The organism is Nitrospira sp. (assembly GCA_030692565.1).
In the GTDB taxonomy this organism is placed as follows: domain Bacteria; phylum Nitrospirota; class Nitrospiria; order Nitrospirales; family Nitrospiraceae; genus Nitrospira_D.
In genome coordinates this window covers 1-23,754 of sequence record JAUYAO010000013.1, presented here as the reverse complement: position 1 = coordinate 23,754, position 23,754 = coordinate 1, and the positions used below count along the sequence as shown (strand labels likewise).

The 23,754-nt window shown below is 57.5% G+C and carries 31 protein-coding genes and 1 tRNA gene; 16 read left to right on the top strand and 16 right to left on the bottom strand.

What is annotated here, in order from left to right; all coding sequences use genetic code 11:
- Positions 1-267 precede the first annotated feature (267 nt).
- Entirely contained in the window at positions 268-471 is a 204-nt protein-coding gene (locus Q8N04_03215) for a hypothetical protein (GenBank protein ID MDP3089660.1), read from the top strand.
- A 145-nt stretch (positions 472-616) separates the two neighbouring features.
- Here the strand turns inward: Q8N04_03215 and Q8N04_03210 are convergent, their stop codons facing one another.
- Positions 617-1,918: a hypothetical protein gene (locus Q8N04_03210; GenBank protein MDP3089659.1), complete on the bottom strand. Its 1,302-nt coding sequence runs from the start codon at positions 1,916-1,918 to the stop codon at positions 617-619.
- A gap of 420 nt (positions 1,919-2,338) precedes the next feature.
- Here Q8N04_03210 and Q8N04_03205 point away from each other — a divergent pair, with 420 nt between their 5' ends.
- The 11 genes from Q8N04_03205 (at position 2,339) to Q8N04_03155 (ending at position 10,504) form a co-directional block, all read left to right on the top strand.
- A complete protein-coding gene (locus Q8N04_03205; protein MDP3089658.1) occupies positions 2,339-3,427 on the top strand; it encodes a transposase in 1,089 nt (362 codons plus the stop codon).
- Positions 3,428-3,725: 298 nt separating this feature from the next.
- Positions 3,726-4,055 (top strand): YajD family HNH nuclease, encoded by a 330-nt coding sequence (locus Q8N04_03200; GenBank protein ID MDP3089657.1) that lies wholly within the window; start codon positions 3,726-3,728, stop codon positions 4,053-4,055.
- Between the two features lie 196 nt (positions 4,056-4,251).
- Positions 4,252-4,533, top strand: a complete 282-nt coding sequence (locus tag Q8N04_03195; protein MDP3089656.1) for an antibiotic biosynthesis monooxygenase — start codon at positions 4,252-4,254, stop codon at positions 4,531-4,533.
- A 58-nt stretch (positions 4,534-4,591) separates the two neighbouring features.
- Positions 4,592-4,777, top strand: a complete 186-nt coding sequence (locus Q8N04_03190; protein ID MDP3089655.1) for a hypothetical protein — start codon at positions 4,592-4,594, stop codon at positions 4,775-4,777.
- 554 nt (positions 4,778-5,331) lie between these two features.
- Positions 5,332-6,486, top strand: a complete 1,155-nt coding sequence (locus Q8N04_03185; protein MDP3089654.1) for a hypothetical protein — start codon at positions 5,332-5,334, stop codon at positions 6,484-6,486.
- Positions 6,487-6,646: 160 nt separating this feature from the next.
- Positions 6,647-7,738, top strand: coding sequence for a redox-regulated ATPase YchF (ychF, locus tag Q8N04_03180; GenBank protein MDP3089653.1), 1,092 nt, complete (start codon positions 6,647-6,649; stop codon positions 7,736-7,738).
- 8 nt (positions 7,739-7,746) lie between these two features.
- Positions 7,747-7,977 carry a VF530 family protein gene (locus Q8N04_03175; GenBank protein ID MDP3089652.1) on the top strand — a complete coding sequence of 77 codons (231 nt, stop codon included), beginning with the start codon at positions 7,747-7,749 and terminating at the stop codon, positions 7,975-7,977.
- Between the two features lie 68 nt (positions 7,978-8,045).
- The gene (locus tag Q8N04_03170) at positions 8,046-8,594 is read left to right on the top strand and encodes a YaeQ family protein (GenBank protein ID MDP3089651.1); all 549 of its coding nucleotides are present in this window, start codon (positions 8,046-8,048) and stop codon (positions 8,592-8,594) included.
- Between the two features lie 170 nt (positions 8,595-8,764).
- Complete coding sequence (locus Q8N04_03165; protein ID MDP3089650.1) at positions 8,765-8,938, top strand: hypothetical protein; 174 nt, start codon at positions 8,765-8,767, stop codon at positions 8,936-8,938.
- Between the two features lie 150 nt (positions 8,939-9,088).
- A complete protein-coding gene (locus Q8N04_03160) occupies positions 9,089-10,000 on the top strand; it encodes a hypothetical protein (protein MDP3089649.1) in 912 nt (303 codons plus the stop codon).
- A 117-nt stretch (positions 10,001-10,117) separates the two neighbouring features.
- Positions 10,118-10,504, top strand: a complete 387-nt coding sequence (locus Q8N04_03155) for a translation initiation factor (protein ID MDP3089648.1) — start codon at positions 10,118-10,120, stop codon at positions 10,502-10,504.
- A 50-nt stretch (positions 10,505-10,554) separates the two neighbouring features.
- Here the strand turns inward: Q8N04_03155 and Q8N04_03150 are convergent, their stop codons facing one another.
- Positions 10,555-10,806 carry a hypothetical protein gene (locus tag Q8N04_03150; GenBank protein MDP3089647.1) on the bottom strand — a complete coding sequence of 84 codons (252 nt, stop codon included), beginning with the start codon at positions 10,804-10,806 and terminating at the stop codon, positions 10,555-10,557.
- Positions 10,807-11,042: 236 nt separating this feature from the next.
- Here Q8N04_03150 and Q8N04_03145 point away from each other — a divergent pair.
- The 3 genes from Q8N04_03145 to Q8N04_03135 all read left to right on the top strand — a co-directional run bounded on the left by Q8N04_03145 (position 11,043) and on the right by Q8N04_03135 (position 12,763).
- A tRNA-Met gene (locus tag Q8N04_03145) sits at positions 11,043-11,118 on the top strand.
- Between the two features lie 94 nt (positions 11,119-11,212).
- Complete coding sequence (locus tag Q8N04_03140; GenBank protein ID MDP3089646.1) at positions 11,213-11,500, top strand: hypothetical protein; 288 nt, start codon at positions 11,213-11,215, stop codon at positions 11,498-11,500.
- A gap of 843 nt (positions 11,501-12,343) precedes the next feature.
- On the top strand, positions 12,344-12,763 hold the full coding sequence (locus Q8N04_03135) for a hypothetical protein (protein MDP3089645.1): 420 nt from the start codon (positions 12,344-12,346) through the stop codon (positions 12,761-12,763).
- A gap of 29 nt (positions 12,764-12,792) precedes the next feature.
- On the opposite strand, the gene Q8N04_03130 is transcribed toward Q8N04_03135, so the two are convergent.
- Entirely contained in the window at positions 12,793-12,951 is a 159-nt protein-coding gene (locus tag Q8N04_03130; GenBank protein ID MDP3089644.1) for a hypothetical protein, read from the bottom strand.
- A 119-nt stretch (positions 12,952-13,070) separates the two neighbouring features.
- Here Q8N04_03130 and Q8N04_03125 point away from each other — a divergent pair, with 119 nt between their 5' ends.
- The gene (locus Q8N04_03125) at positions 13,071-13,250 is read left to right on the top strand and encodes a hypothetical protein (protein MDP3089643.1); all 180 of its coding nucleotides are present in this window, start codon (positions 13,071-13,073) and stop codon (positions 13,248-13,250) included.
- Between the two features lie 97 nt (positions 13,251-13,347).
- Here Q8N04_03125 and Q8N04_03120 read toward each other — a convergent pair whose 3' ends face one another.
- The 13 genes from Q8N04_03120 to Q8N04_03060 form a co-directional block, all read right to left on the bottom strand.
- On the bottom strand, positions 13,348-13,503 hold the full coding sequence (locus Q8N04_03120; protein MDP3089642.1) for a hypothetical protein: 156 nt from the start codon (positions 13,501-13,503) through the stop codon (positions 13,348-13,350).
- Positions 13,500-13,940, bottom strand: a complete 441-nt coding sequence (locus Q8N04_03115; GenBank protein ID MDP3089641.1) for a hypothetical protein — start codon at positions 13,938-13,940, stop codon at positions 13,500-13,502. The genes Q8N04_03120 and Q8N04_03115 overlap by 4 nt, the downstream gene beginning before the upstream one ends.
- Positions 13,941-14,057: 117 nt before the next feature.
- A complete protein-coding gene (locus Q8N04_03110) occupies positions 14,058-14,591 on the bottom strand; it encodes a hypothetical protein (GenBank protein MDP3089640.1) in 534 nt (177 codons plus the stop codon).
- 25 nt (positions 14,592-14,616) lie between these two features.
- The gene (locus tag Q8N04_03105; protein ID MDP3089639.1) at positions 14,617-15,261 is read right to left on the bottom strand and encodes an HK97 family phage prohead protease; all 645 of its coding nucleotides are present in this window, start codon (positions 15,259-15,261) and stop codon (positions 14,617-14,619) included.
- A gap of 92 nt (positions 15,262-15,353) precedes the next feature.
- Entirely contained in the window at positions 15,354-15,530 is a 177-nt protein-coding gene (locus Q8N04_03100) for a hypothetical protein (GenBank protein MDP3089638.1), read from the bottom strand.
- A gap of 16 nt (positions 15,531-15,546) precedes the next feature.
- Positions 15,547-17,007, bottom strand: a complete 1,461-nt coding sequence (locus Q8N04_03095; GenBank protein ID MDP3089637.1) for a terminase large subunit — start codon at positions 17,005-17,007, stop codon at positions 15,547-15,549.
- On the bottom strand, positions 16,994-17,479 hold the full coding sequence (locus tag Q8N04_03090; protein MDP3089636.1) for a hypothetical protein: 486 nt from the start codon (positions 17,477-17,479) through the stop codon (positions 16,994-16,996). Before Q8N04_03090 ends, Q8N04_03095 begins: the two co-directional genes overlap by 14 nt.
- A gap of 124 nt (positions 17,480-17,603) precedes the next feature.
- Positions 17,604-18,041 (bottom strand): hypothetical protein, encoded by a 438-nt coding sequence (locus Q8N04_03085; GenBank protein MDP3089635.1) that lies wholly within the window; start codon positions 18,039-18,041, stop codon positions 17,604-17,606.
- On the bottom strand, positions 18,031-20,061 hold the full coding sequence (locus Q8N04_03080; GenBank protein MDP3089634.1) for a DUF3631 domain-containing protein: 2,031 nt from the start codon (positions 20,059-20,061) through the stop codon (positions 18,031-18,033). The genes Q8N04_03085 and Q8N04_03080 overlap by 11 nt, the downstream gene beginning before the upstream one ends.
- Positions 20,058-20,237: a hypothetical protein gene (locus tag Q8N04_03075; protein MDP3089633.1), complete on the bottom strand. Its 180-nt coding sequence runs from the start codon at positions 20,235-20,237 to the stop codon at positions 20,058-20,060. Before Q8N04_03075 ends, Q8N04_03080 begins: the two co-directional genes overlap by 4 nt.
- Positions 20,227-20,433 (bottom strand): hypothetical protein, encoded by a 207-nt coding sequence (locus Q8N04_03070; protein MDP3089632.1) that lies wholly within the window; start codon positions 20,431-20,433, stop codon positions 20,227-20,229. The genes Q8N04_03075 and Q8N04_03070 overlap by 11 nt, the downstream gene beginning before the upstream one ends.
- Positions 20,434-20,523: 90 nt before the next feature.
- The gene (locus tag Q8N04_03065; GenBank protein ID MDP3089631.1) at positions 20,524-21,291 is read right to left on the bottom strand and encodes a hypothetical protein; all 768 of its coding nucleotides are present in this window, start codon (positions 21,289-21,291) and stop codon (positions 20,524-20,526) included.
- A 511-nt stretch (positions 21,292-21,802) separates the two neighbouring features.
- Positions 21,803-23,254: a hypothetical protein gene (locus Q8N04_03060; GenBank protein MDP3089630.1), complete on the bottom strand. Its 1,452-nt coding sequence runs from the start codon at positions 23,252-23,254 to the stop codon at positions 21,803-21,805.
- Between the last annotated feature and the right edge of the window lie 500 nt (positions 23,255-23,754).

The window sequence follows — 23,754 nt, the reverse complement described above, 5'->3', positions numbered from 1 at the left end:
GTTTCTGCCTCGCCGACTGTTTGATCCATCGCGCGGCCCGCGCCGTTTTTATGCGATTGATGCTCCAGTCTCCGCCGCCCGAACGCCAGCAGCAGCAGCACTTGTAGTGCTTTTCCGTATCCCTGATGCGCCCTGCTTTCTCTACATGCCTTCGACGCACGGGAACGCCCTCCGAAGAGTGAAAGGCCTCACCATGCAGACCATAGAAGGCAGGCTATTCCAGACACACATTTTCCGAAGATGACAGACTCATGAGGAGATATCGCGATGGCACAGCAAAGACCCATTACCGGCCGGATACTCGAATTCCTTGAAGGTTCAGCAGAATACGAATTCGAAGCCTTAGTCGCCCGCTACCCTGAATTCACCTGGAACGAGTTCTTTCAAGAAGTCGGTCGCTTAAGCCGAGCGGGGCAGATCATCATTACGAGAGGGGTGGGAGTTTTTACCATCAAACAGACGGCGGCGTAAGCCGCGTATAATCCGCCCAAAAACCACAGAATGCCTGTCCCTGCCTCAGGAGGTTCGCATCTATGCCTCCACGCCTTCACCGAGGCCTCCGCTCTGACATCTCAAAAAACGTTCTGAGGCTGTGCCTCATTCCAGTCTCCCAGTACTATGGAACGCTTAGCGGCTTATTGTGATCCAAGCCACCAGCGCCCGTGGGATCGTTCTTGATGGGATCGTGATCTTTGAGAAATTGCAGCATTCCTCCGGCCGGAGCAGTGACGGTTGGTCTTGACGGACAACTGGGAGTACTGGCTGTACCACCCAGCCAATAGGGTGTATTGCGTTGCACCACTGTATAATTGGCGCTCAAATCGACCCGTACACGGTCGTAGAGATAGGCATAACCCGGTTGAACAGGATCGCATTCCGCTCCAATGAAACTCTCAAAATCGTCTCCCTGAATTTCTGGAGCCAACACAACCCTGCCGCTGAGACCGGGGTAGTACGTGAGGACTCCGGGATTACGACACGGTGGGCTTGAGGTCGTGCTACACGTGAGTGCGTACGCTGTATTGATATTCGGACCGCCAAGCCCAATTTCTTCACTCTGCAAAATAGTATTGACGACATTGGCCACGTGCGGCCTACTAAAGTTCAATTCCGCCATGGTCAGACTCCGCACGAAATACTTCTTGATGAGTCGCAACACGGCAATCTGGCCGGCAAATTGAAGATCGGTACTTTCACCCGCCACAAAGGGGATGACTGGCTCTCCGCTGCTTGACTCGGAGGTGGAGACCATCGTCACGTTCGGGTGTCTATCATACCGTTGCGCGAGTGCAGCAAAGAAAGCATCGAGACGGGCGATGATCTCCGGATCCCACAACTTGATGTTGTACCCGTAACTTCCTGCCGCATTGCTCAGCTTATAGGCCCACAGGCGATCATAATCGATATGCGACCAGTCCGGAACGGCCGGATCTGGATCACTCCAAGGCGTCCCGCCCTGCAAGTCGTTCGGGAGTATTTCCGACGCCCCCTTCGCGCTCTGAAATTCACGCCAGGGGAACGATAAAATGAGGTGTTTATCTTTTCCCTTGAGCGCAGGATCATCCGCCAGCTTAGCTAGGATTTCATCAATACGCGAAAAATCATAGACGCCTGGGCTCGTTTCATATCGCCCCCACTTGAGAACGATCTTCATGCCGCGCAGGCCCGGCGTCGTCGCGAGTTCGTTATAGACTTTCGCCATTTCGGCGTCGTTGATTTGATTGACCTGCCCTTGTTTGTACCACTGCCCGTCTTCGACCTTGACGTAAATCCCTGGAGGCCACTTATCAATCGCTGCAGCTTGAGCCGGAGGGGCTGAGGTGGACGTACCGGAATCGGCGCCGCCGCCCCCGCTGCAACTCAGAACTGATCCTGCGAGAAGGATCAAACCGAAACCACGCGCAGTGAAACTTTTCATTCCCGATGCTTGTCGCTGTACGACAGTGGCACTCCGAGCAGATGCGCCGGCTACGCATACCTCATGACAATTGACGTCCATGTTCCTGTTCTCCGTATTGTCGGAATGATACTCTTGAATCCTATATAGGACTCCCTGCCCGAGTGCACTATTCAAGCCTGAACCACGATCATGTCTACCAACACATGGCCAATCATCTCGTTGACTCATAAATACAGCAGGTTACCTCAGGACGACTTCAGGCTACAGCTCTAGACTCGGACAAAGTGACGAAAAGACACCTAGCAGGCTGTTGACAAACCCTCTCCTCCTCCCGCTGCAGTTATGATAAGAGAAGCGTCCATCAGGAGGGCCACCGCTATGATGGGCACAGCCGATCCGCAACCGTCGATGTTCTCCCACATCAATCTGGAGCAGTAGGTGACCGCCGATCATCCGATGCGGAAGATCCGGCCGTTGATCGATACGGCCCGGATTCGCCAGCTCTGCGAGCCGCTCTATGCCGAAACCGGCCGACCGTCGATTCCGCCGGAACAACTGTTCCTGGCCCTCCTGGGCGGCTATCTGCTGGGCGTCACCTCGGAGCGGGCCTTGGTCCGAGAGCTGACGGGCAACTTGGTCCTCCGCTGGTTTGTCGGCCTGGATCTGGATCAGATGCCGTGGGATCACTCCACGTTCTCCCAGAACCGGAAGCGGCGCTTTACCGAGAGTGGACTCCTTGAACGGTTGTTTGATGAGACGGTGGCCCTCGCCATTAAACGGAAGCTCGTCTCCCAGCATACGACCCTCGATGGCACGCTGGTGCAGGCCAATGCCTCGCACAAGAGCTTCGTGCCCATGGAAGTGTTTCTGAAGCCGGAGGAGTACAAACAGCGGATTCGGTCTCTGGATGTGGGGGCCGCGCCGGAGTCGGACCAGGATCCGGGGAATCCGACGGTCACGTTTCGCGGGGAGCGGCGTTCCAATCAAACGCATGTCTCGACGACTGATCCCGAGGCCAAGCTGGCCAACAAAGGCAATGAGACCGCGGCCATGGTGGGCTATACCGTCAATGGCTTGATGGAAAATCGGCATCGGCTCTTGCTCGGAATCAATGTGGAGACGTTTCGGGGGCCAGCGTCCGAGATGGACGGAGGACGCACCTTGATTGATACCTTCCATGAGCATCACACCCTCCGGATTCAGACCGTGGGCGCAAATAAGGGCTATTTTGCGAAGCCGTTTCTGACGGCGCTCGTGCGGCGGCGGATCCGGCCGCACATTGCGGCCAAAACCACCGGACGGGAGGCGGTGCATCAGCGCGTGCGACGGCTGAGCCGGACGGTGGGCTATCAACTCTCACAACGGGCTCGGAAGAAGATCGAAGAACTCTGGGGCGAAGCCAAATGCTGGCACGGCTTTCGGCGCTTCCAGCGGCGAGGGCTCCTGCAGGTCCGAGACGAAGCCTATCTGATGGGCTGGCTGCTCAACCTGAAACGGCTGGCGAACGTACTCCCGGCACCGGCGTAGGGCGTCGGTGGTGACGGCGGGGGCAGGGAGTGGGAAACGAGGGAAGAATGTGCCCCATGATCTACGGACTGCACCAGGATCAGCGCACTCACCCGGTACATTCAACGCAAAAACGCGTCTCAACCGTTAGTTTGTCAACACCCTGCTAGTCCTTTTCTGTAATTCTTGAGGCTATCGGAAACGGAAACGCACGAATTCGTGGCCATCCGATCCAGCCCATCCTGAATCGTAATAAGCATTCGTCCAACACTTCCTGTAGAATCTCTCCGTAATAAGTATCCATCCTTCCGGAGCTTGCATGACACGGGGCAACCAGTCTCATCAGGACCAGAGCCATCGAGAGCGGGCACTCAAACTCTTTCCCTGGATCTGCGCCCACTGCGGGCGCGAATTCGACGGCAAGAAACTGAGCCAGCTCACCGTCCATCATAAGGACCACAACCATCAGAACAATCCGCCCGACGGAAGCAATTGGGAATTACTCTGCCTCTATTGTCACGACAATGAGCATCAGCGGTATCAGGCCGTTGATGCGCCCGGAGAGGCCATTCCAGACCCGCAGCAAAATCCCCCGTCACCCTTCACGCCTTTCGCACGCCTCGCAGCTCTACTGAAGCGCCCCACCTAGTCCAATGGAAACAAGCGCCCGCGCACAGCGCCTTCGCAACTCTGACACGCGACGCTCTTCCAAATCCGGACAGCGCCACACGAAAATCTTCCCCTCCTGCAGACTCCAAGGGATGAATGCCCTGCCATAGATGCAGTAGACTGATTGCACCAAGCCTATCTGTCTCCTGAACCAACATTCTCTCATTGGAATCCACATGCCGCACGTGTTAATCATTCATGAAGTCGAGGCCTACCCGGCTTGGAAAACGATGTTCGACCAGGCAGCCGGCATCAGGAAGACTGCCGGAGAAATCCGCTATCAGCTGCTGCGATACGACACCGACGCCAACCGTATCGTGCACTTTTCAGAATGGTCGTCCTTGGACAACGCTCGTCGCTTCTTCGAATCACCGGAGTTGGTCGAGATCAGAAGGAAGGCAGGAGTCAAAGCCCCGGACTTTCTCTACCTGCGTGAAATCGAGCACGGCCTGCTCTAAATGGGAATCGGTCACGTCACTACCCCTATCATGAGACTACAACCAGGAGGGAACAGTCATGCGGTTTGTCAAAGTGAATGATGAAGAACGTACCGGTGAGGTCGCAATCAATCTGGATCTCGTCCGTGAGGCCCACTTTGGTGGAGGATTATTGCATCTCTATTTCGAGCGGAGCTCGTCCGCGCAGGATGACATGACATTCACCGGCGAGAATGCACAGAAGATCTGGGCTGCAATAGGATAGAAGGGAGAAAAGCGACGCTTGGTAACACACCAGCATGAGAACTGGCTGTAGCTCGAATAACAATACGGAGCCAACCCATCGTCCTCCAGCCGAATACCTCTCTCAAGACAGAAAACTAAGCTGTCCCCATCAAGAGCATCGGCCACATCCAGGGCTGACTCAGAGTCCGACGAGGGAGGACTCAGTGGAGCACCTCGTCTTTACTTTCCCTACCTTCCTGTTCGTGTCTAATCATTAGAGCTCGCCCCCCCTCACCCTTCTGGCTGCCCTTACCCAAGTCTGCACTGGCCAGTCCACGTGCCTGTCGAAATGTGCAACACCATGACAATTCAAACATTTCGATCAATCTCCATCACATCAGCATCAGGCTGATCCCCATAGAGAGAACAGCCCAACAGGCCTTCCTTTCCAGCGGTTTACGGCAATTTTTCAAGTGCTACATTTAATAGTGAACCCTGAGCTTATGCCTAAGAAAAATGCAGCTACCCTGGCGACTCATCCTCACGCTTATATTGATAGTCCCCGCCTCGCTCGTGTGGGGTGGAGAGGGATCGATGCCCGACCAAACCCTCGCGAAATGGAGCGCGCTGTTTTCTGATCCAACACCTCAGACCGATCTCAAACCTGCCTCCCCTGCCCTCTATCAGACCAGCCTGACATCGACATACTTTGCTCCTCCACCCCCGGTAACCGCCTCGCGGCTGCAGACCCTGACGCCGGAAACGGAACAAGCTCGCACCCATGGACTCCTCTCGTCGATCAACCTACTCAATGGCCTGATCGTGACAGAAGCGGAAATGGCAAAAAGTGAGGGTGGGGCGACCTGGCTGCAGAACAAAATCCCCGGGGATACTCGAGACGACGCATCCGGCCAGATGCTGCGTCTGGGCGTCACCGGCACGGCAGGTTCGGTCCGATACGGCGTGCTCTACCGTTCCGCCGGACAAGCCTTCATCAATGGGCCGGATCAGGCGACGCGTGAAGTCTGGGGGGAATGGAAGTCCGGACGGACAACACTACGAAGCGCCGTAGGCCAGCAATGGAATAACGTAACCGGGGACACCACAAGGAGCAGGCTGGGACAAACCTACGGCCGATTAGGACTCGCCTGGAAGAGTCCCGGCTTGCCTGAGTTCATGCTGACCTACTCAAACACGGGTATCAGAAGTTCCGTGGAGCCGCTCGGAGTGGCGCCACAACGAAACCATACCCACACCCTCGAAGGGGCCCTGGCCTACACCGGTGCCGCCTGGAATGCTCGTCTCGCCTCCGCCTATGTTCTCGGCAGCGATCTACAGCGTAACGGGGCAGAGAATACCGTTCGCATGCAAACGTTCACCGCCGCGATTCGCCCCTTGAACACCCTCACCATCACGCCAACGCTGGCTTACCGAGAGGAACTTCAAGACTGGTCGGGCACCAGAATCGAATCACCCTCCGCATCCGTGGCGGTTCAGTATCGGCACAATCAACGCATCTGGCTGAGCGCTGCGGGCAACTATACCAGTGCCCATTCAAGCGACGGACTGATCGACACCCAACAAGTCGGCGGAAAGGGCATCCTTGCCTGGGACCTGCAGCGCTCGCAGGCATGGGCCACGCTGCTGTCTTTCGAAGCCGGCTATAACCGCCTTACGAACAATGCGTCCCCGTCAGCCGATGTCCAAGACATCTCCGGCATTATCAAGCTGATCCTAGCCGCTCACTAACCCCGCTCGATCACCCCGGCCTGCCATACGGAGGGGTGGACCAAACCGACTCTGACCACGTAGAATGCGCGACCGGTTTTCATTGACGGCTCTGTCTCCGACGTTGCAGAGACACCGGCATGGGCTCATCTACTATTGCAATGACCATAAAGGGGTTGTCATGAGTGTGAAATGTGGAATCGTCGGGCTGCCCAATGTGGGCAAGTCTACCTTGTTCAATGCGCTGACCAAGTCGGGGATCGCCGCGGAAAATTATCCGTTCTGCACGATCGAGCCGAATATCGGCATTGTAGAAGTGCCGGATGCGCGCATGCAGGCGCTGGCGGATATCGTCAAGCCGCAACGCATGCAATATGCCACCACCGAATTTGTGGACATCGCCGGATTGGTGGCCGGCGCCTCGAAAGGTGAAGGGTTGGGCAACCAATTCCTCGCAACGATTCGTGAAACCGACGGCATTGTCAATGTCGTGCGCTGCTTCGAAGACGACAATGTCATTCACGTGTCCGGCAAAGTCGATCCGCTGTCCGACATCGGAACGATTGTAACCGAGCTGGCTCTCGCCGACCTCACCACCGTAGAAAAAGCTCAGGAGAAAAACCTGAAAGCCGTCCGCGCCGGCGACAAAGACGCTGCGAAGCTGGGCGAATTGCTCCCGCTGGTCGCCGCCTGCCTGAACGAGGGCAAACCGGCCCGCATGATGAAACTGGACCCGGCGCAACGCGCCTTGCTGAGACCGCTCTGCCTGATGACGATGAAGCCGGTGATGTACGTGGCCAATGTCTCGGAAAAGGGCTTCACGAACAATCCCCTCCTGACCCGCGTGGAGGAATATGCCGCGAAAGAAGGGGCGCCGGTCGTGGCGATTTGCGCCGCGCTGGAATCAGAGATCGCCGTGCTCTCAGATGAAGAAAAGAAAGAATTTCTTGCCGACACCGGCATGACGGAACCGGGGCTCAACCGTCTGATCCGCGCCGCGTATCAACTCTTGGGCTTACAGACCTACTTTACGGCAGGTGTGAAGGAAGTACGTGCCTGGACGATTCATGTCGGCGACACCGCCCCACAGGCCGCCGGTGTCATCCACGGCGACTTTGAAAAGGGCTTTATTCGCGCTGAGGTGATCGGTTACGACGACTATATCGCCTGCAAAGGAGAAGCGGGGGCGAAAGAAAAAGGCAAGATGCGGCTGGAAGGCAAGGAGTACGTCGTCCAAGACGGCGACGTCATGCACTTCCGGTTCAATGTCTAGCCCCGACCATGGAACAGCCGCCGCCCACGTCTCATCCGCGCGATCCTTTGCACGGGATCACACTGGAAATGATCGTCACCCAACTGGTCGAGCGCCACGGGTGGGAAGAATTGGGCCGGCGGCTCCCCGTGCGCTGTTTCCTCAACAACCCCAGCATCAAATCCAGCCTCACGTTTCTGCGCAAAACGCCCTGGGCGCGCGAGCGGCTGGAATTGATGTACATCGTGGAACGGACATGACCCGTCGATCGAATCAGTCGGCCCTGCCGAACGGCTGACACCGCCTCACGAGAAAGCACGACCACAGCATGGCCCCCAACGCCACCATCTTCAAAGCCACCCTGCATATCGCCGACATGGATCGCCACTACTATGAGGATCACACCGTCACGTTGGCTCGCCATCCGTCTGAGACCGATGAACGCATGATGGTGAGATTGCTGGCTTTCTCACGACACGCACACGACGCCCTTCTGTTCGGTCGCGGCATCGGCAGTGAAGGCGAGCCGGCACTATGGCAAAAAGATCTCACGGGCGCGATCGACCTCTGGATTGAGGTGGGTGAGCCCGATGAAAAGATCATACGACAGGCCTGCGGTCGCGCAACCCGGGTCGTCGTCTATTCCTACGGCGGCAGAGGAGCCGATCGGTGGTGGGAGAAGACCGGCACTACCCTCTCTCGTTGCACGAATTTGACCGTGGTCACTATCCCGCAAGATGAAAGCCGCGCAATGGCGCACCTTGCGCAACGCAGCATGGATCTCCATTGCTCTATCCAGGACGGACAGATCTTGATGGGCGATGGCACCACTGCCGTACAGATCGAGCTTGCCACCATTCATTCAACCGCAATCTGATCGGCCTGACCTGAAGCAAGCTCAGGCTTCGCGGAACGCACATCTCATTCCTCCGGTCCGCCACGATGATCTTCGTCCATATCGCAAAGAACGGCGCTACGGCCACCCGGCCCTAGGCTCCCTTTGCCTAAATCGGCTAGACTGTCTTCCTCATCTACTGGAGGTCTGTTATGAGGGCTAAGGAGGCCGGTCCTTCGTCCAGCAAGCACGAACCGCCAGCCAATCCCCCTTGCACACACAGCCGCATGGTCGAGGATGAACAGACGCGCGACGGGAAGAAATCCGGTCGCCTGATCTGTATGGAATGTGGAGCCGTACTCCCCGATGCTCCGCCGATCACCTGACAGGCTAAAGTCCGCGACAACTCACGGTTCGTTCCAGAAACTTACTAGTGCCCTCATCTCCCGCGTGATAGGCTCTCTCCTACGATGGCTGCTATGCTCTTCTGGGTTGCGCTCTCCCTTCTCATAGGATTCTCTCTCCCCGATAAAGGTATGGCCGCCACATCAGCCTACGTTCAAACCACAGAAGGCCTTGATCTCAATCGGGTACAGTTCGTCGTCTCCGCACCGCCGGAATTCACTTTACGATTGTCCCAACACGCCAGATTCCTCTTTGCCAAGGCCGGTCTTCCTCTGCCCGATTCGGACGCCCAGGACAGGCCGTTCATTGCCATGCTCATACTGACGCTGAACCCTCAATCTCTGTCTGATACCTGCCCGGGACATATCCTCTACGCCCCCTCGCTCAGACTCACCGAACCGGTGCTCATCCCGAGAAACTCGGTCATTCTAAACGATGTCACCTGGCTCGCCCACACAGGCGCTCAAGTACGAACATCTGTCACAATCGAGGACTTGGACCGCGACCTTGAAGAATTTATCAGCCAATTCATCGCAGACTACCGGGCAGCAAACGCCGGAGCACGTTCCTCAATACCCGGAACAACCCCCGCAGCGCCGCATCCAGATGCCCTGCCTCAAGGCTCTCCCTCAACTGCTCCGGAACCTCATCACAGCAGCCCCACATTAAAAGGGCTGCGTATCGATCAGCTTCAGATCTCCGTATCGGCTGGGCGATTCAGCCACGCACTCACAGCCCGAGCCCTGCAACAATTCCACGATGCCGGATTCGTCCTCTCGCCCGGCCAGCATCACCAGGGCCAGCTCACGCTCGGCGTGGAACTGATTCAGCAGCCTCTGGAGGACCGGTGCCCGGGGAACGTCCTCTATGAGTCCGGCCTCTACCTCGTCGAACACATTCGGCTCACACGCAACCCGCGAGTATCGATCTGGAGCGATACCTGGCTGCGTGAGGCGACGCAACTTGTCTCGCCGCGTTCCCGTGAACAACTCGAATCCGATCAAGCAGCTTTACTCCAACAGTTTATCCACGCCCTTCAATGACCCCGGCCGGGCTGTCGCCCTTCCATTGCTTCCCCCGCAACATGGACTTACAATCTCACCGCAATCCCTCCAGCCAGCAATTGGTGCGCTGAGGAAACACCATGTTGAGATGACACGATGAAAGCCAAGAAGCGGATCCCCACAGACGGAGAACCAATCCAATGGAAGAGTCCATTTGCAGCGTTGGGGAAGATCACGCTTCCACCGACCACGGCTGAGCAATCTCCGCCGACGCAAGCAGAACCGGCCCAAAAGAAACACCGTGGCCGAGTGGATATCATCAGACAGACCGCTCATCGAGGGGGAAAGACCGTCACCGTGGTGACAGGTTTTGTCGGAATCAGCCAGGCTGAAAAGGAACGGCTCGCAAAGAGCATCCAGACAGCCTGCGGAGCCGGAGGAACAGTCAAAGAGGGGCGGATCGAGATTCAGGGTGACCAGCGAAAGCTGATCGCACGCATCTTAACAGACGCCGGATTTCGCCCGGTGTTTGCCGGCGGCTGAACAGCATCCTCCCTTCGCATCGCCAGAAGGGAAGCACGCCACGCTCGTAGTTAGATAGAGACGCCGACCGCGGTCGACACCCGCTCACATACATGCTGAGGAAGAAATGACGTCAGATCCTGCGGCTGCATGACGGATAACAGCCGCTCGATCCGCTGTTCGTGAGTTCCCCCCATTGGCATATCTACTGCCATCAATGCATCCATCAATTCTCGCGAGGTGAGCTGACGGAGAAACTCCTGGCCCAATTGACTCAACTGAATCTGTGAAAGATGCTTACTCCCGCCGACCTGTGCTTCCATGCTCACTCCTTTACAATGCGCGTGATCCATCAATAACCGCCAACAATGAAAGAATACCGAACCCATTGGATTTGCGCATTCCCCAGTATGGTTACCTCGAAAGAGGGGGGATCAACACGTAAACCTAGCGCCTAACGGCTCAATCTCCCTGTGCTGTCAGCCCCTTCCATAGGTAGACATTTCCACCATGCTTCGGCTATCATCCCTCCGCATTTCTTCAGCAAATACAACCCAGTGGCGGTGTAGCTCAGTTGGTAGAGCAGCGGACTCATAAGCCGCGGGTCTCCCGTTCAATCCGGGACACCGCCACCATATTTATTTTAGGCCCTACCGCCAGCTCCACCAGCCCTGAATAGTCCCCCGAGAGTTCTGCGGTCAGGAAGCGCTCCGCCCCATCCGAGGTCGCATGCAGCGGAATCTGCCCCCCGACCAGCTGCCGCAACATCCCCCGCCCCTTGTCCACGTGTTCCTGAGTCACCGCCGCGAGATCGTCCACCAGTGCCTTGAAGCGCTCGCTCAGGTTTGGCAGGAATGTGGCCACCTTCTCAAGCCGCTTGTCGTGCCCTTCTACGGATTGAAGGAGGCGTACCCGTTCAGCCTCGGCCTGTTCCAACGCCGCCTTGGTGCTGGGCGTGAGAATCCCCGCCTTGATCGCCTGCATGATGTTCGCGATTTCCTGGTCAACCTCCTGTAAGCGCTTTTTTGCCTGCGCCTGGTCAGGCCGCCGCGTCCGTCGGTGTTCGGCCTGTAGTCGGGCTACTTCTTCCTTGAACACCGCTAGCCCGTCCTCCGTGAACAGCTCGTTCTGGATGGCGTCCAGGAGTACCGCCTCCACCACTGACCGCTTGACCTTGAGACTGTTCGTACAGGTTCGTTCAGTCGCCCCGTGCGTGCGCCAGGTGCTACAGGCGTATTTCGTTGTTTCGCAAATGACGAACTTCCCCCCGCATTGTCCGCAGACCAACACACCGGAGAACAAATACTTGGGACCAGCCCCCGTACTCCGCGCCCGACAGTGGAGCGAGGCCCGAAGGGCAGCCACGCCTTGGCTCACGGCGGCGCGACGTGCCTTCACACGCGTCCACAGGTCTTCGTCGATGATACGGAGATGCGGAACCTGTGTCTCAATCCACTCGCTCCGGTCCCGCACGATGTGGGACCGGACACCGGTGTCTGGATCTTTCTCACGCCGTGAGCGGTTCCACACGTAGCGCCCGACATACAAGGGATTGTTCAACAGGCCGGTGCCTCGGCTCAACTCACCGTGCAAGGCAGCAGCACTCCACGTCGGCATGCGCCGATACTGCCGCTTCTTATAGGCCGCTCCAGGCGCGGGCACCTCCAGGCGATTCAGTTCGGTGACGATCTTAATCGGTGACAGGCCTTCAGCGTACCTTTCAAAGATCCACTGGACCCAGTGCGCCTGCTCAGGATTAATGGCGAGCTTCGTCCCGATGCGTTCAGGCTGGCCGTAGGGATCGATCTTCGTGGGATGGAGTTCCGGCACTAAGTTATAGCCATAGATCCGGCCCCCACAATGAAAGCCGTTCAACGCTTGCCCCTGCATCCCGCGCACGATCTTGTCTTTCATGTCGCTGATGAACTGCTCGTTCATCATGCTCTTGAACCCGCTCAGCATCTTGTGGCCCTTGTCCGCCGTGTCGATGCCATCGCTGATCCCGATCAGCCGCACACCCCAATGGACAAAGCGGCGGCGCGTCTGCTCCGCTTCCATGCTGTCGCGGCTCAACCGACTGAAATCATCGACCAGCAGAATGTCGAACTGCTTCGCCTTCGCGTCTTTCAACATTTGTTGGTACTGCGGGCGTTCGGTCGTCGTGCCGCTGATCGCTCGATCCGCATACCGCGCCGTGATCGCCCACCCCTCACGTGTCGCTCGCGTTTCGCAATTGCGGAACTGGTCCGTGATGGAACTTTCTTTTTGGTGCTCGGATGAATACCGCGCATAGAGGGCCACCCGTTGTGTCATGCGGCCCTCCTTCCACTGCGCCTCCTCATTGGCTTATCCGCTAGTTCGCGTTCCAACACGGCCCGCACATAGCCGTTGAGCGTGTAGCCTTGGGTGCGCAGCTGATCGAGCTTCGCCTTGATCGAGTCGGGGATGGTGATCAGAATAGACTTCATCGCGGGCCTCCTGTCGGTAAGTGCGAGCAGAGCGACATTGCTAGCATAGTATAGCGTTACTTATAGAAGAATACTAGCCTGCTTGCGTCGCCCCGTTCGGAGCGGTATCATGCGTCCCCATGCCTCCCGAACCCTCCAAGGTCCTCTACATTCGCGGCGTCCCCGCGTCCCTCGCCCAGCGGCTGAAGGCGGCGGCGGCGCTGGAAGGGCACAGCCTGCAAGGCTACCTCGTTCGCCTGCTCCGCGCACACGTGGCCGAGCTGGAACGCAAAGGCACGCTGCCGAAGGGGAAGGGCTAGGATGTCCCCGCCGAAGAGGTCTTGCCGGATCTTGGCAAACGGGTTCCACTTCTCGACAACCTTGGCGCGATAGCCCAGCTGCTTGAGTGCCGCCAGGCTACGCTGCGCGGGCGACATCCTGCACCGTGCTCACTTTCACCGGCTCGTGGCGTTTGGGACAGCGATAGCAGGCGTGCTCGTGCCCTTTGTCGTGCAGATAGACCGCCTTGCAGTCAGGGCAGCGATACTCTTTCGTTTGCATCCAGCGGTTCATAGCAGGTCCTCCAGGTTGTGCTTTGACAAAAATGCAATCCACAACATTTCAAGGGCCAGTTTGTTCAATTTCACGAGGTCTCCACTCGCCACAAATTCATCCAGGATTCGGAATACCTGAAGCTTGCCGAGCGGGTCATCAAGGCGCTTCGCAATCCCCTCCGCACACTTCACCGCGTAGTCAATCACAAATTCTTTCTCCGCAATCGTCGGGGGAGTGCATTGCCAGCATCTTGGCGCAATGCGTGGCGACCAAAACACTTTGGAGGCATGACAGCTGGAACATGTCCACGGCGTCAACGTCGCATCATCCGGCGTGCAGATCACTTTCCCGTTCAAGAAAATGATCGGCGACAAGTTTTCACGCTGCCAGATATGTACGCCTAGCCGTTCGCCGGTTGAGGTCTGTACGGTGATTCCATCGCCAAAGGTGTTCATATGCTCGTGCTCCTGTACAAGAAAGGGGTCCGCTGCCGGGTGGGAGGTCGAGACGACGTAGGCCCGGCAACGGTTGTCAACCCGAGCGCCCCCCGAGCTCGGTTTCACCCTACGCCGTCAGAGCAGGCCTTTGGCCTTCGCCAGCTCCATTTGAAAGCTCACCAATTGCCCAGGCAACAGAACCGGACAAGGATGCTCACCCAAGTCTCCGCCGCAGTCACCCACCCTCTGCCTCAAGGCTTCGATCTCTCCCGCAAGCCGCTGTACGTCCATGATGAGTGGACTGAGTTGCCCTAACAGCCTCTTGAGCTGTTCCTTGCCAGCATCTTCCAGGCGAATCCGCGCTGCCGAAACCGCCGCTTGATAGATCGCTCGATGCGCTTTGGTTTCTTCTCGCGCCGTTTGCGCTTCCGGCAAATGCCATGAACTTTGCGAACCCTTGCGAATCGCGAGCCGCTGGTGGGCCTCCTCAATCCGGTCATCGCTTGCGCGGTGTACGTCACTCGTGACGACTTGAATCAAGCGCTGCTCCTCGGCCTCGGTCTGCTCCTGCGTGGCCTGCGCCTCCCTAAGTGGCCTATCTGCCGCCTGCACCTCTGGACTGTCTTCAACTGCAATCAAGTCCGTTTCTACTTTTGCAAATCCCAACATGACAAACCTCCCTTATGAAAATGATTTAATCGTCGATCCGCCCTCTGTAATAATTCACTGCTCGCCGCGTCTCATCGTGGATCACTTGCCGCATGCTCTGCCGCGCCGCCGTGCGGACCATGCGTGTGAGATCTTCGTCGAACACAATTTCGTCCCCGACGATCAGCAGTCCGTCCAGCGCGTTCTGTTCGCTGCATCGGCACCCGCCCGCAGACTTGGACGTCACCACGCACGTTGCACAGGCCGGTAGCGTCACCAGACTGATTTCCAGCAATGACGTTTTTAGAAACGTCTGTCCGTGTTGATCGGGCAAGATCGGTCCGCCTCGCTCCAGGACCCGAAAGCCAATGCTCACAGAATTAAGCAAGCCCGCCTTCACATCGGCCAAGGCGTCATTGCTTGCCGGTCGATCAGGGAACACCGCGTTACCGATGAGCGCCATAGCGCCGTCGATGCGGGCCCGCCGTAAGTTCTCCACCCGCGCGACCGCCGTCTTTCTCGTATCGTGTTGCAAACACAAGATAGGATTTATCAGAAACTCAATTAGGTCGATCCCTGCCACGATTACCACTTCGGAATCACGATCCACCCGTTCATGCGAGGCGACAAACTCAATCCGTCGATTATCGAGACTCTTCACCTGCGCCGTTGCCCACTTCGTTGTGCTCATGATTCATCCTTTCAATTTGCCAATAATTTTCTGCCAGAAACTCGGTTCAGGTGGCTTCGGCTTCCTCGGTTTTTTCTTTGCCGGTAACTTGGTCATGTCGCCGCCTCATACTCCGCGTAGTCGCGCAACACGTCGTGCAAATCATCGATGGCTTCACCCTCACTCAAATACCCGCCGCCGCTCGCCATCGGCACACCGCCTTGATGAATGCTCCACGTCCATTGCCCGGCCTTCGTTTGCTTCACTGCGCCTTCAAGCGGATTGTCCATCGCGACCCTCCTTCGGTCACTCGCCTGGGAACCAAAATTTGCGTGTCCCGACTGCTTGAAGAATGTTTTGCGTATCCCGCGCACTCCGCAGCTCCATTGCATCAGGATCGTCGGTCGGATCCATGAAGACACCGACAGGCCGCCCGGCTTGCCGATGAGCTGAGACCAGTCCACCGGCGGCGCTATTCGCATGGTCGTCGTGCTCGCCGTTGACGTGGTCGATCTTTTCACCTTTGCGAATCAGACCGATGAGTTGGGGAAACAGTTTGGGATGGTCAAGCAGTTCGACCTGGCCGCTATTCGCGAGCGGTTCCAACGCCGCATAGAGCTGGCTACGATTGTGCTCGGCAGGCCGGTACGTGATGCCGTGCTTCAAGAAGGCTTGCACCGGCCACTGCGCCGCATACCGATCCCCTGTGATCGTTGCACAGCCATATTCCTTCAGCACGTCGGCAAACTTCTTGACCGTTTCCTCTGGCGAGAACGTGCCATTGACGCGTTGGCCCTGGTCAATCAGGAGATCCAGAATCGCCACGCCTTCATAGCCATGCGCAATCGCCATGGTCGCATCGTCGGCCCCGCCGCCAGACAAGTCGCAAAACGCGCGATACGTCACACCGGCTTGAGGTGGAATGATTGTCCGGCCTACAACAACCGCCTCCTCCACTTTCCCTGCGTCGAAGGCTGCGCCGTCCGGTTGGCCAGGGAGGTTCAGGCACAGCCGCCGGAAGATCCAGGACGGGAGCGACCGCTGCGCATCGAGAATATCCTCTAGCGTCGGGCCGAGTGGACCGTTCAAGGAGGGGTTGGCTTCTTCAATCGTGCCGCTGTACCAGGAGACGTAGAGGCGAGGGTCAGTACTCTTCTCATGCTGCCGCAACATGTCATTGATCGGCACACCAGCAGCACGGGACAGGCTGGCGTAGCTGGCAAACCATTGCTGCGCATCCGGTCGTGTCCGGTCGATTTCCAAGGCTTCCAAAACCTTGTAGTCGCGTTGCGTATGCAGCTCATCGACGACCAGGAAGGCGTACGTCTTTCCGTGCAGTCCATCGGCATCACCAGCCGCGAGGATTTCCAGGAAGCCTTCACCATCTTTTCGCTCAATGACATTCGACCTGATCGTCAATTCAGCATCGAGCAGCGGATTGCGCCGAATGATGAGCTTGCAGAGGTCCAAGTCGTCGTTGGCCTGGCCCAAGTCGCTGGCCACGAAATATACTTGGTTGCCTCGGCCACCTAGAGACTTCCAGATCAGGCACCGATAGAGCGCAGCCAACACGGCGTCGGTCGTCTTGGAATTCTTTTTCGCCCGCCCTGTGAGGGTGCGCCGGTATCGAGGCGACCCATCGGGCCGGAATGAATAGAGGGCCGTGCGATGGATCTCCTGCCGGTACGGTTCCATCACGTCGAGCAATGGGCGCCCGTCGATCCACTGCAACAAGCTGTAGAATTCCAACGGGTCAACTTGCTGCACGGGTCACCTCAATGATGGTCTCCGTCGGTAGCGATCCCTCAGCGCCATTCAGGCCAGGCTGAGCGATCTCCTGCGTGGATGGGGGAAGGCTAGGGGCACCTGATGATTGCTGCCGTAAGCGATCTAGGGGCGTAATCTGACGCGCCTTCCGTTCCAGTCCGATCCGACTGAGGAGCGACGTGTAGGAACCCAGCGACGATAGCCACTTAGATTCATCGACCGCCTGGCCTAGCAGCATCCGGCGTTCTTGGTCTTCAATCCAACCTTCCAGAAAGACGAAGCGCCACAAGAGCGACTGCTTCTGGTAGGACAGTTCGCTGACACCTCCAAGGTCCGAGGCCAGCTGACGCCAACGCGCCTTAGCCTCACGGACAGGCTTGAAGCGTCCGTCCATGTCATCCAGCACGTTTCGCCGATAGCCGCGTGCGAGATTTACCTGCTTAGTAGACCGTTGCCCTGGTAGTCCGCTCATACCGCTAGCCCATCCTTTGTATAAAATCCGGTAAACCGGTTCTGACTGTATTGCCTAACCAATTGATTGCCTTAGACTTTCTAAATTTTAGTTTAACCAGCCCTGCAATACTTAAAGTATTACATTACCGATGGCTTTCCCCGTCATAGCCGCAGTCCCGCGTGGTCCAGGCTGCGATCACCTCCCCAGCGGCGTTCGTCTTTCCCACGCTCAAGACTCGTGACAGCGGCAGGAGTTGCCCGTCGGTCAAGTGAATTGTCCAGGCCGTCCCATTCCATTGGCATTCTTGAACGGTCCCATGGTCTCGCTCGTCGCAGCCGCCCCGTAACCGGTATGTCTCGTCGCGATAGGCCACGAGCCAGCCAGGTTGGAGGGGGGCAATGGGAGAAGCGCCCTCCTCATCTCTAAGAGGGCGATCTACGGCCATCACTTTGCCCACAGCCTGCTTGAGCAACTTTTTTCCGTCCTCGTCGGGAAATTCTTTCGGCGCTCCAGGCTGAAGGCGAATCTCCATGCCACCCCTGAACTGCACCCGAAGAGGCTTCGTGGATTCAATCCACATAAATAACCTCCTCCCCCGTAATTTTTGTAACTGATGTAACCGATGCTATGTCAGGGAGACCTATAGGTGGAGAAGAAGATTCCGGTTGGAGGTACCGTGTCCACGCATCGTGAAGATCGGCGCGGGTGTACCCCTTGAAAACGGAGGTCTCGATTCGGATGGGTTTAGGCGTGATGTCGTAGGGGCGAAGTAGTTTAGCGAGCCGTCGCCCGTCTAAGGGTTTTCCCTTGAGATCCCCCCAAGGAGAATCCTCAACATCGATCAGGCCCGCCAACAAGTCATTAGTCGAGGCACATTCTCGATCCCCAAACACCGTCCGCAGGTCCTTCAATAGGCGGACACCTAGGCTAGGTGGGGCTCCCATGGCATCGGTTACAAGAGTTACAGCGGATACACGAGCCCGATCCGGCCAGATTCCTCCTACCTCATCGGCGATGGACAACAGGCTTTCCCACACGTCGGCATTTCGGTCGGTGATCCCCTCCGGCATCGCGGGGCACAAATTCAAGGCAGCTTCATGCTCGGCAGCCCAACTCGCCAAGCGGTCTCGCAAGCGGTAGCCCTCTGGTGAATGTATTCGTCGGCGGTACGGTTCAACGTGTTCCCCTGGTGCCCGCCGACGCATCCTGATGATGATGGAGCGCGTTAAGATCGTATCGGGCAGATTGCCGAGTCCTGCCATCGCCACGGCGCTGAAGGCGGGAAGCTCCTCCGTCAGAATCTCCTTTCCCTTAATCACGCACCGGCCCGCCATCGCCCCACGTCGATGACCGGCGTTGATAACACCTCGAATTTCTTCATGCTCGCGTGCACGCGGGCCGAACACCGTATCGATTTCATCAAACAAGATGGTCGGTCTTCCTGCCGGATCAGAAATCTTCCGAAAGAGATAGGCGGGCGTGGCGTTGATGGCTTCGACAGGACGAGGGACGAGCGTCTCGGTAATTTCTAGCGCCCGCGTTTTCCCCGACCCTGGCTCCGGCGAAAGGAACGCCAGGCGCGGCGTACTCTCCGACGCGTCCATCAAATGCGTGTGCACGATCCACAGGGCGTGCGCCACGTGAGCAGCCTCCGAAGGGTACGAGACAAATTTCCCGAGGTACGCGTAGACCTCGTCAAAAATGTGCCGGCCAGAGGGCATGGCCGCATGAATACGGAGACGCACCACATCGAGACCGCTGGCCTGCGCCACGTCATTGAAATCGGTTCCCGCTTCGTCCGGCAGCACTACCCTGCCGCCGATTGCCTCCGCCGCTTCTTGTGCCTTCGCCTGGCCGATTCCAGACACGTCATTGTCACCCGCCACAATCACCGCAGCGCGTGGATACTGGGCTCGCAGAGCCCGTGCGACCGAGAGAAGATTTCCAGCCGAGAACGCCATCACCGTGGGCAGGTCCGATGCCTCATGAATCGAGGCGCATGTGGCAGCCCCTTCACCGATGACCATTGCGCCCTCAATGGAGCCGAGCACATGGGACCCGCCGTGGACCTGGCCACCAGGAAGAAATCGTTTTCCCCCATCCGGCGCGATAAATTGCAAGCTGGAGAGCGTACCGCCGATCATCACCGGCACGATCAGCCGATTCTCACCATCGACCCGTAGGCCGTGCGACTGAATCCGCTTCCGCTGCAAATAGGGATGGCTTACCGGTGCCGGAGCCGCCTGGTTCCAAAGAGCCTGGGCACGCAGCGCCGCTTCCGCATGCCGTCGCCACTCTTCCTCTTCACGGGTCCGTCGAAGGTCCAAAAGCTGCCGAGCATGGTTGGCCTGGTCAGCTGCCGTTGCCTCGGGGCCAGGCCCTGCCGACCATGTTTCATTGACATCAGAACGCCAACAGCCAAATGCGCCTGCCGGAATTCCATCGGTGTGCAGGATGTACCATCCCGCGTCGTCGTCAGGATCTCCGTTGCTTGAAAAGCGATGGAGTCGGCCATCCGCTATGATGCGTTCTGGCGGCGTGAGGCCTGCTTGCTCGATAGTCCGGAGAAACGCGTCCTGAGAATCTAAAATGCGCGTCATGCGGTAGCCTCCTGATCGTGATCGTTCTCGGTGCGCTGCTCCTCCGCTTCGGCCTCGCACAGATAGTCCGCTACCGCTCGCGCCGCCAACATCTTGATGAGGCCAACATGCGCATTCGTGAGGCCGGTCGAGGCGCGCGTCAGCCCAAAGCCCGACCTGATTTGTTCAGCGGCCATTGGCAAGGGCCTCCTGCCGAATCGCGTCAAGAATTCGCCGCACAATCTCGGGCGTGAGCGGATCGTGACCACGCATCAGACGAGACAGCTGGATCGGGTTGACGCGGGCTCGCCCTCCAAGTACGTAGGCCGGGACTCCGCTCCGTGCGACGAGGGCTCGAAGATCTTCAGGTGTGATGTTTCGCGCAGGTTTCATGCGCTTGATTAAAGCTTAAAACCTTAATCGCGACTAGGGACAACCTACGAGGCTGGAAGTGGCCGCTTAAAGTAGACCTGGTCTAACTACCTAGCGATGAGATTTGGGGCGTGCGGCAGGAAGATGCAGACGCTGCGCGGTGTTGCGAATGGCCCGTTGGACCAACGCGCGGCCCGTGTAGTGCCCTTCGGTGGCAGCGGGACTCGTGAGGGCTTTGTACTCTCGCGCCAAGCCATGAATGGATTGCCCCTCGACGACATGACAATACATCCAGGCGGCATTGCGAAGCACGCTAGGGACCTTTTCCTTTGGAGCGCGCCCTCCTGTGCGCAAAGCCGCGTGTAGCAAGGCTTTGTGGTGCCGACGGATAATGGCCTTTTGCTCTCGGAGTGTCGCGCCGGCAGGGAATTCTGGGATTGTCGGAAGACGTTCTGCCCAACTCGCGCGGGAGTGCCGCCCCAGCGCCTGCCCGCGAGCCATTGCGAATAACTGGCTGACGAAAAGCTGAATCAGCTCTTGAGTCATCCAAGGGACAGACTGACCGAAGAGCCCGCGCACGTATGTGTCCAAGGTCGAGCCAATCACCTGTTTGTTTTTTGCATGGGCAAAAATGAGAACAAAGAGTTGTTGTTCGGCAGCTTTCAAAACGGAGAGGGAGGCCTTTCGATTGACCGCGCGGCGAAGGTGCCGTACCGGGGCATCCAACTTACGGGATTTCTGTAACGCGGTAAACACTTCCTGAGTTTTGGAACACCCCCACACAAGACCGACCACCATCCCGCGCTGAAGACGATAGCGTTCGGCCTCCCCAGAGTCGCGAGCTTCAAAGGCCCAAGATGCAGTAGAAAGGATGGCCATGTCCGTCACCTCCCAATGACGCCTCCCGAAGAAACGGGCCGCAGCCGGTGAGAGATACCGGCGTTCAGGAGCTACCCTAGCGGCCCAAAGTAATTATAGAACGGTCGCTCTGAACGTGTAAAACACTGGCCAGGCAAGGCTCCTGAACTCAGGAAAGGGCTACTTAACTCTGTGGCTTTAGTCTGACGCCCCTCCTAATCGGCCCGTGCGCCTCCTTCGGCATCCACCTAGAATGGCCTTATTGAACAGACCTATTTCTTGGCGTTCACGCGCTTGGAATCAGCCCTTGTAACTCTCAGAGGGACACGGATTGTCGGGCTAAAATAATATTTCTTCCGGGACACCGCCACCAATCCTTCCCTTCGACTCATCAAGAATCCCCGATAATTCTGTAGACTCTGACTTTGCGCGAGATCGCCCTATTGGCTTGCCTTCCGACCGAAACCGAGCGAATACGACCGGGCTCGACCGTTCCGCCGCCGTACCCGGCACCCCGGGATCGATTGGAAAACTACTGACTACTCTGCGTGCGCTTCAAATAGACGACCGCTGCTCCGTCCCAGGGAGGCTTGAAAAAGCACTGCGTTTCGCCCGAAACCGCAGCGGCATTTGTCGTCGTGCCATCAGCCGGATTGAAAAACTGCACGCTGTATTGGCCTGTCCATGAAGAGAGATCAATATATGTTCTCCCCGCACTCGGTACATACATCAAGAACTCGGAGCCGTCGGGATTGTAGAGGCAATAGCCGGACTCGCAGATCGACGTGCCGGTTTCCGCAACCATGCCCAGAAGATTGGCAATGCGCGTGTTGGCCCAGTCCAGCGTTTGCGCTTGTGCAGCGCGCACGGCGGCCATCACGGGAGCTGATTCACGCTCATTGAGATAACTGAAATAGACCGCGCGCATAAAGTTGCGCCAGGGCACATCGGCCCCGATCGTGCCGCACGTCAGTACGGCGTGATCCGTGTCGTACCAGGCAATCGCCTTGCGGCCATCATTCGCAGGCGGATTGGCATCGTAGTTAGTGCCATCACTGGTGCAAGTCGGCATCACAATATCAGGCCGTGGATTGTTGAACAGATAATCATTATTGGTTCGGCGTCCGAAATCGTACGCACTCTGCATCACCAGATGCCGCACACTGCCCTTTTGCCGCTCACATTCACGGATCTGGTCCATCACATGACTCTGCCAGTCCTCGGAGCCGCGCCCCTGCACCTCATTCGTCACCTCAAACATCACACCCCCGATGTCCTTGAAGGTGTCCACGAATTTGCAAATGTACTCGTCTTGAAAAGCCGTGATCCTCAGATTGACCAATGTCATGGTCTCCTCCACTTTGCCATCCCCATTCCTATCCGCATCGATTCCATTGCCATTATTGGCCGCTTGATACGGATGGCCAATGGAATAGTTGTCGTATTCCAGGTGACCGCTCGAAAACAGCATGACCGAGGGATAGACCCCTGCGGCCAACGCCTCTTGAACTCGGCTCCGCATGCGGTCGAAGTAGTCCTGACTGAATCGACTCAAGTCATAGACACCGACTGCGACGGAACCGCCCGTGGTTCTGTCGATCCGCGAGCCAATCAGAAGATACGGCAACTGATCGATCGGGACGCGAAGGTAGGTCCCGTCTTTGAAGTGAGCCGCCGACGACCAGGCCCGCTGCTCCAATTGCCACAGGCGCATGTGGTTCAGCCGAGCCGCCCTCACAGAGGCCAGCGCTGCCGTGAAGTCGGTTGTGACCGGCGCCGCACGCTGAATGTCTTGCAGCCCTCGAAATGTCGCATTGAATTGAAGGCTCCCTTCAGGCCCTCCCCCAATACTGGAAAAGTAGACGGCCTTCCCCGTGGTACTGTTCACAATCCACCGTGGATTGGTCGTGGAGACCGAGAGACTTGCCTGTGCAGGCATGGCCGAGAGCAGCAGACAAACCAATACTCCAACTCTGATTATCATGGCTTTTTTAACTCCGTGGCGAACGCATCATTTACGTGCACCTGGATCGGAAACCGATATGGAGGGCACTCACCTTCCTGTACTCACCCCAACTCCCTCTAAGCTGCACGCACTCGCGCGCCGGCAATCTCGCCTCCCAACAACCGATCTCGAAGATTTGGACATTGACGACACCTCTGCCAGCACTGCTAGAGTTGCTCAACGCCCTACCATCTCAATCCGTTTGTCACATCCAACAGCTTATCCTCACGCATACGGGAAAGCCTACTTCAATGTCGCCCTCTGCTCTCCGCCTTTACCATGAGATTCAGCGTCCTAATATGCTACAGGGTTCACCTTGCACATTTCACACGGACAACTGAGCTAGGCTCGAAAAAGTGGACGCCTTCAACCTATGATCTGAGGTCTGGAGGTGTGGGATGGAACGGTTACCGCGACCGAAGTATACGAAGGAGTTCCGGGAGCAAGCCGTGCGGCTGGCGCGAGAGCAGGAGTTGACC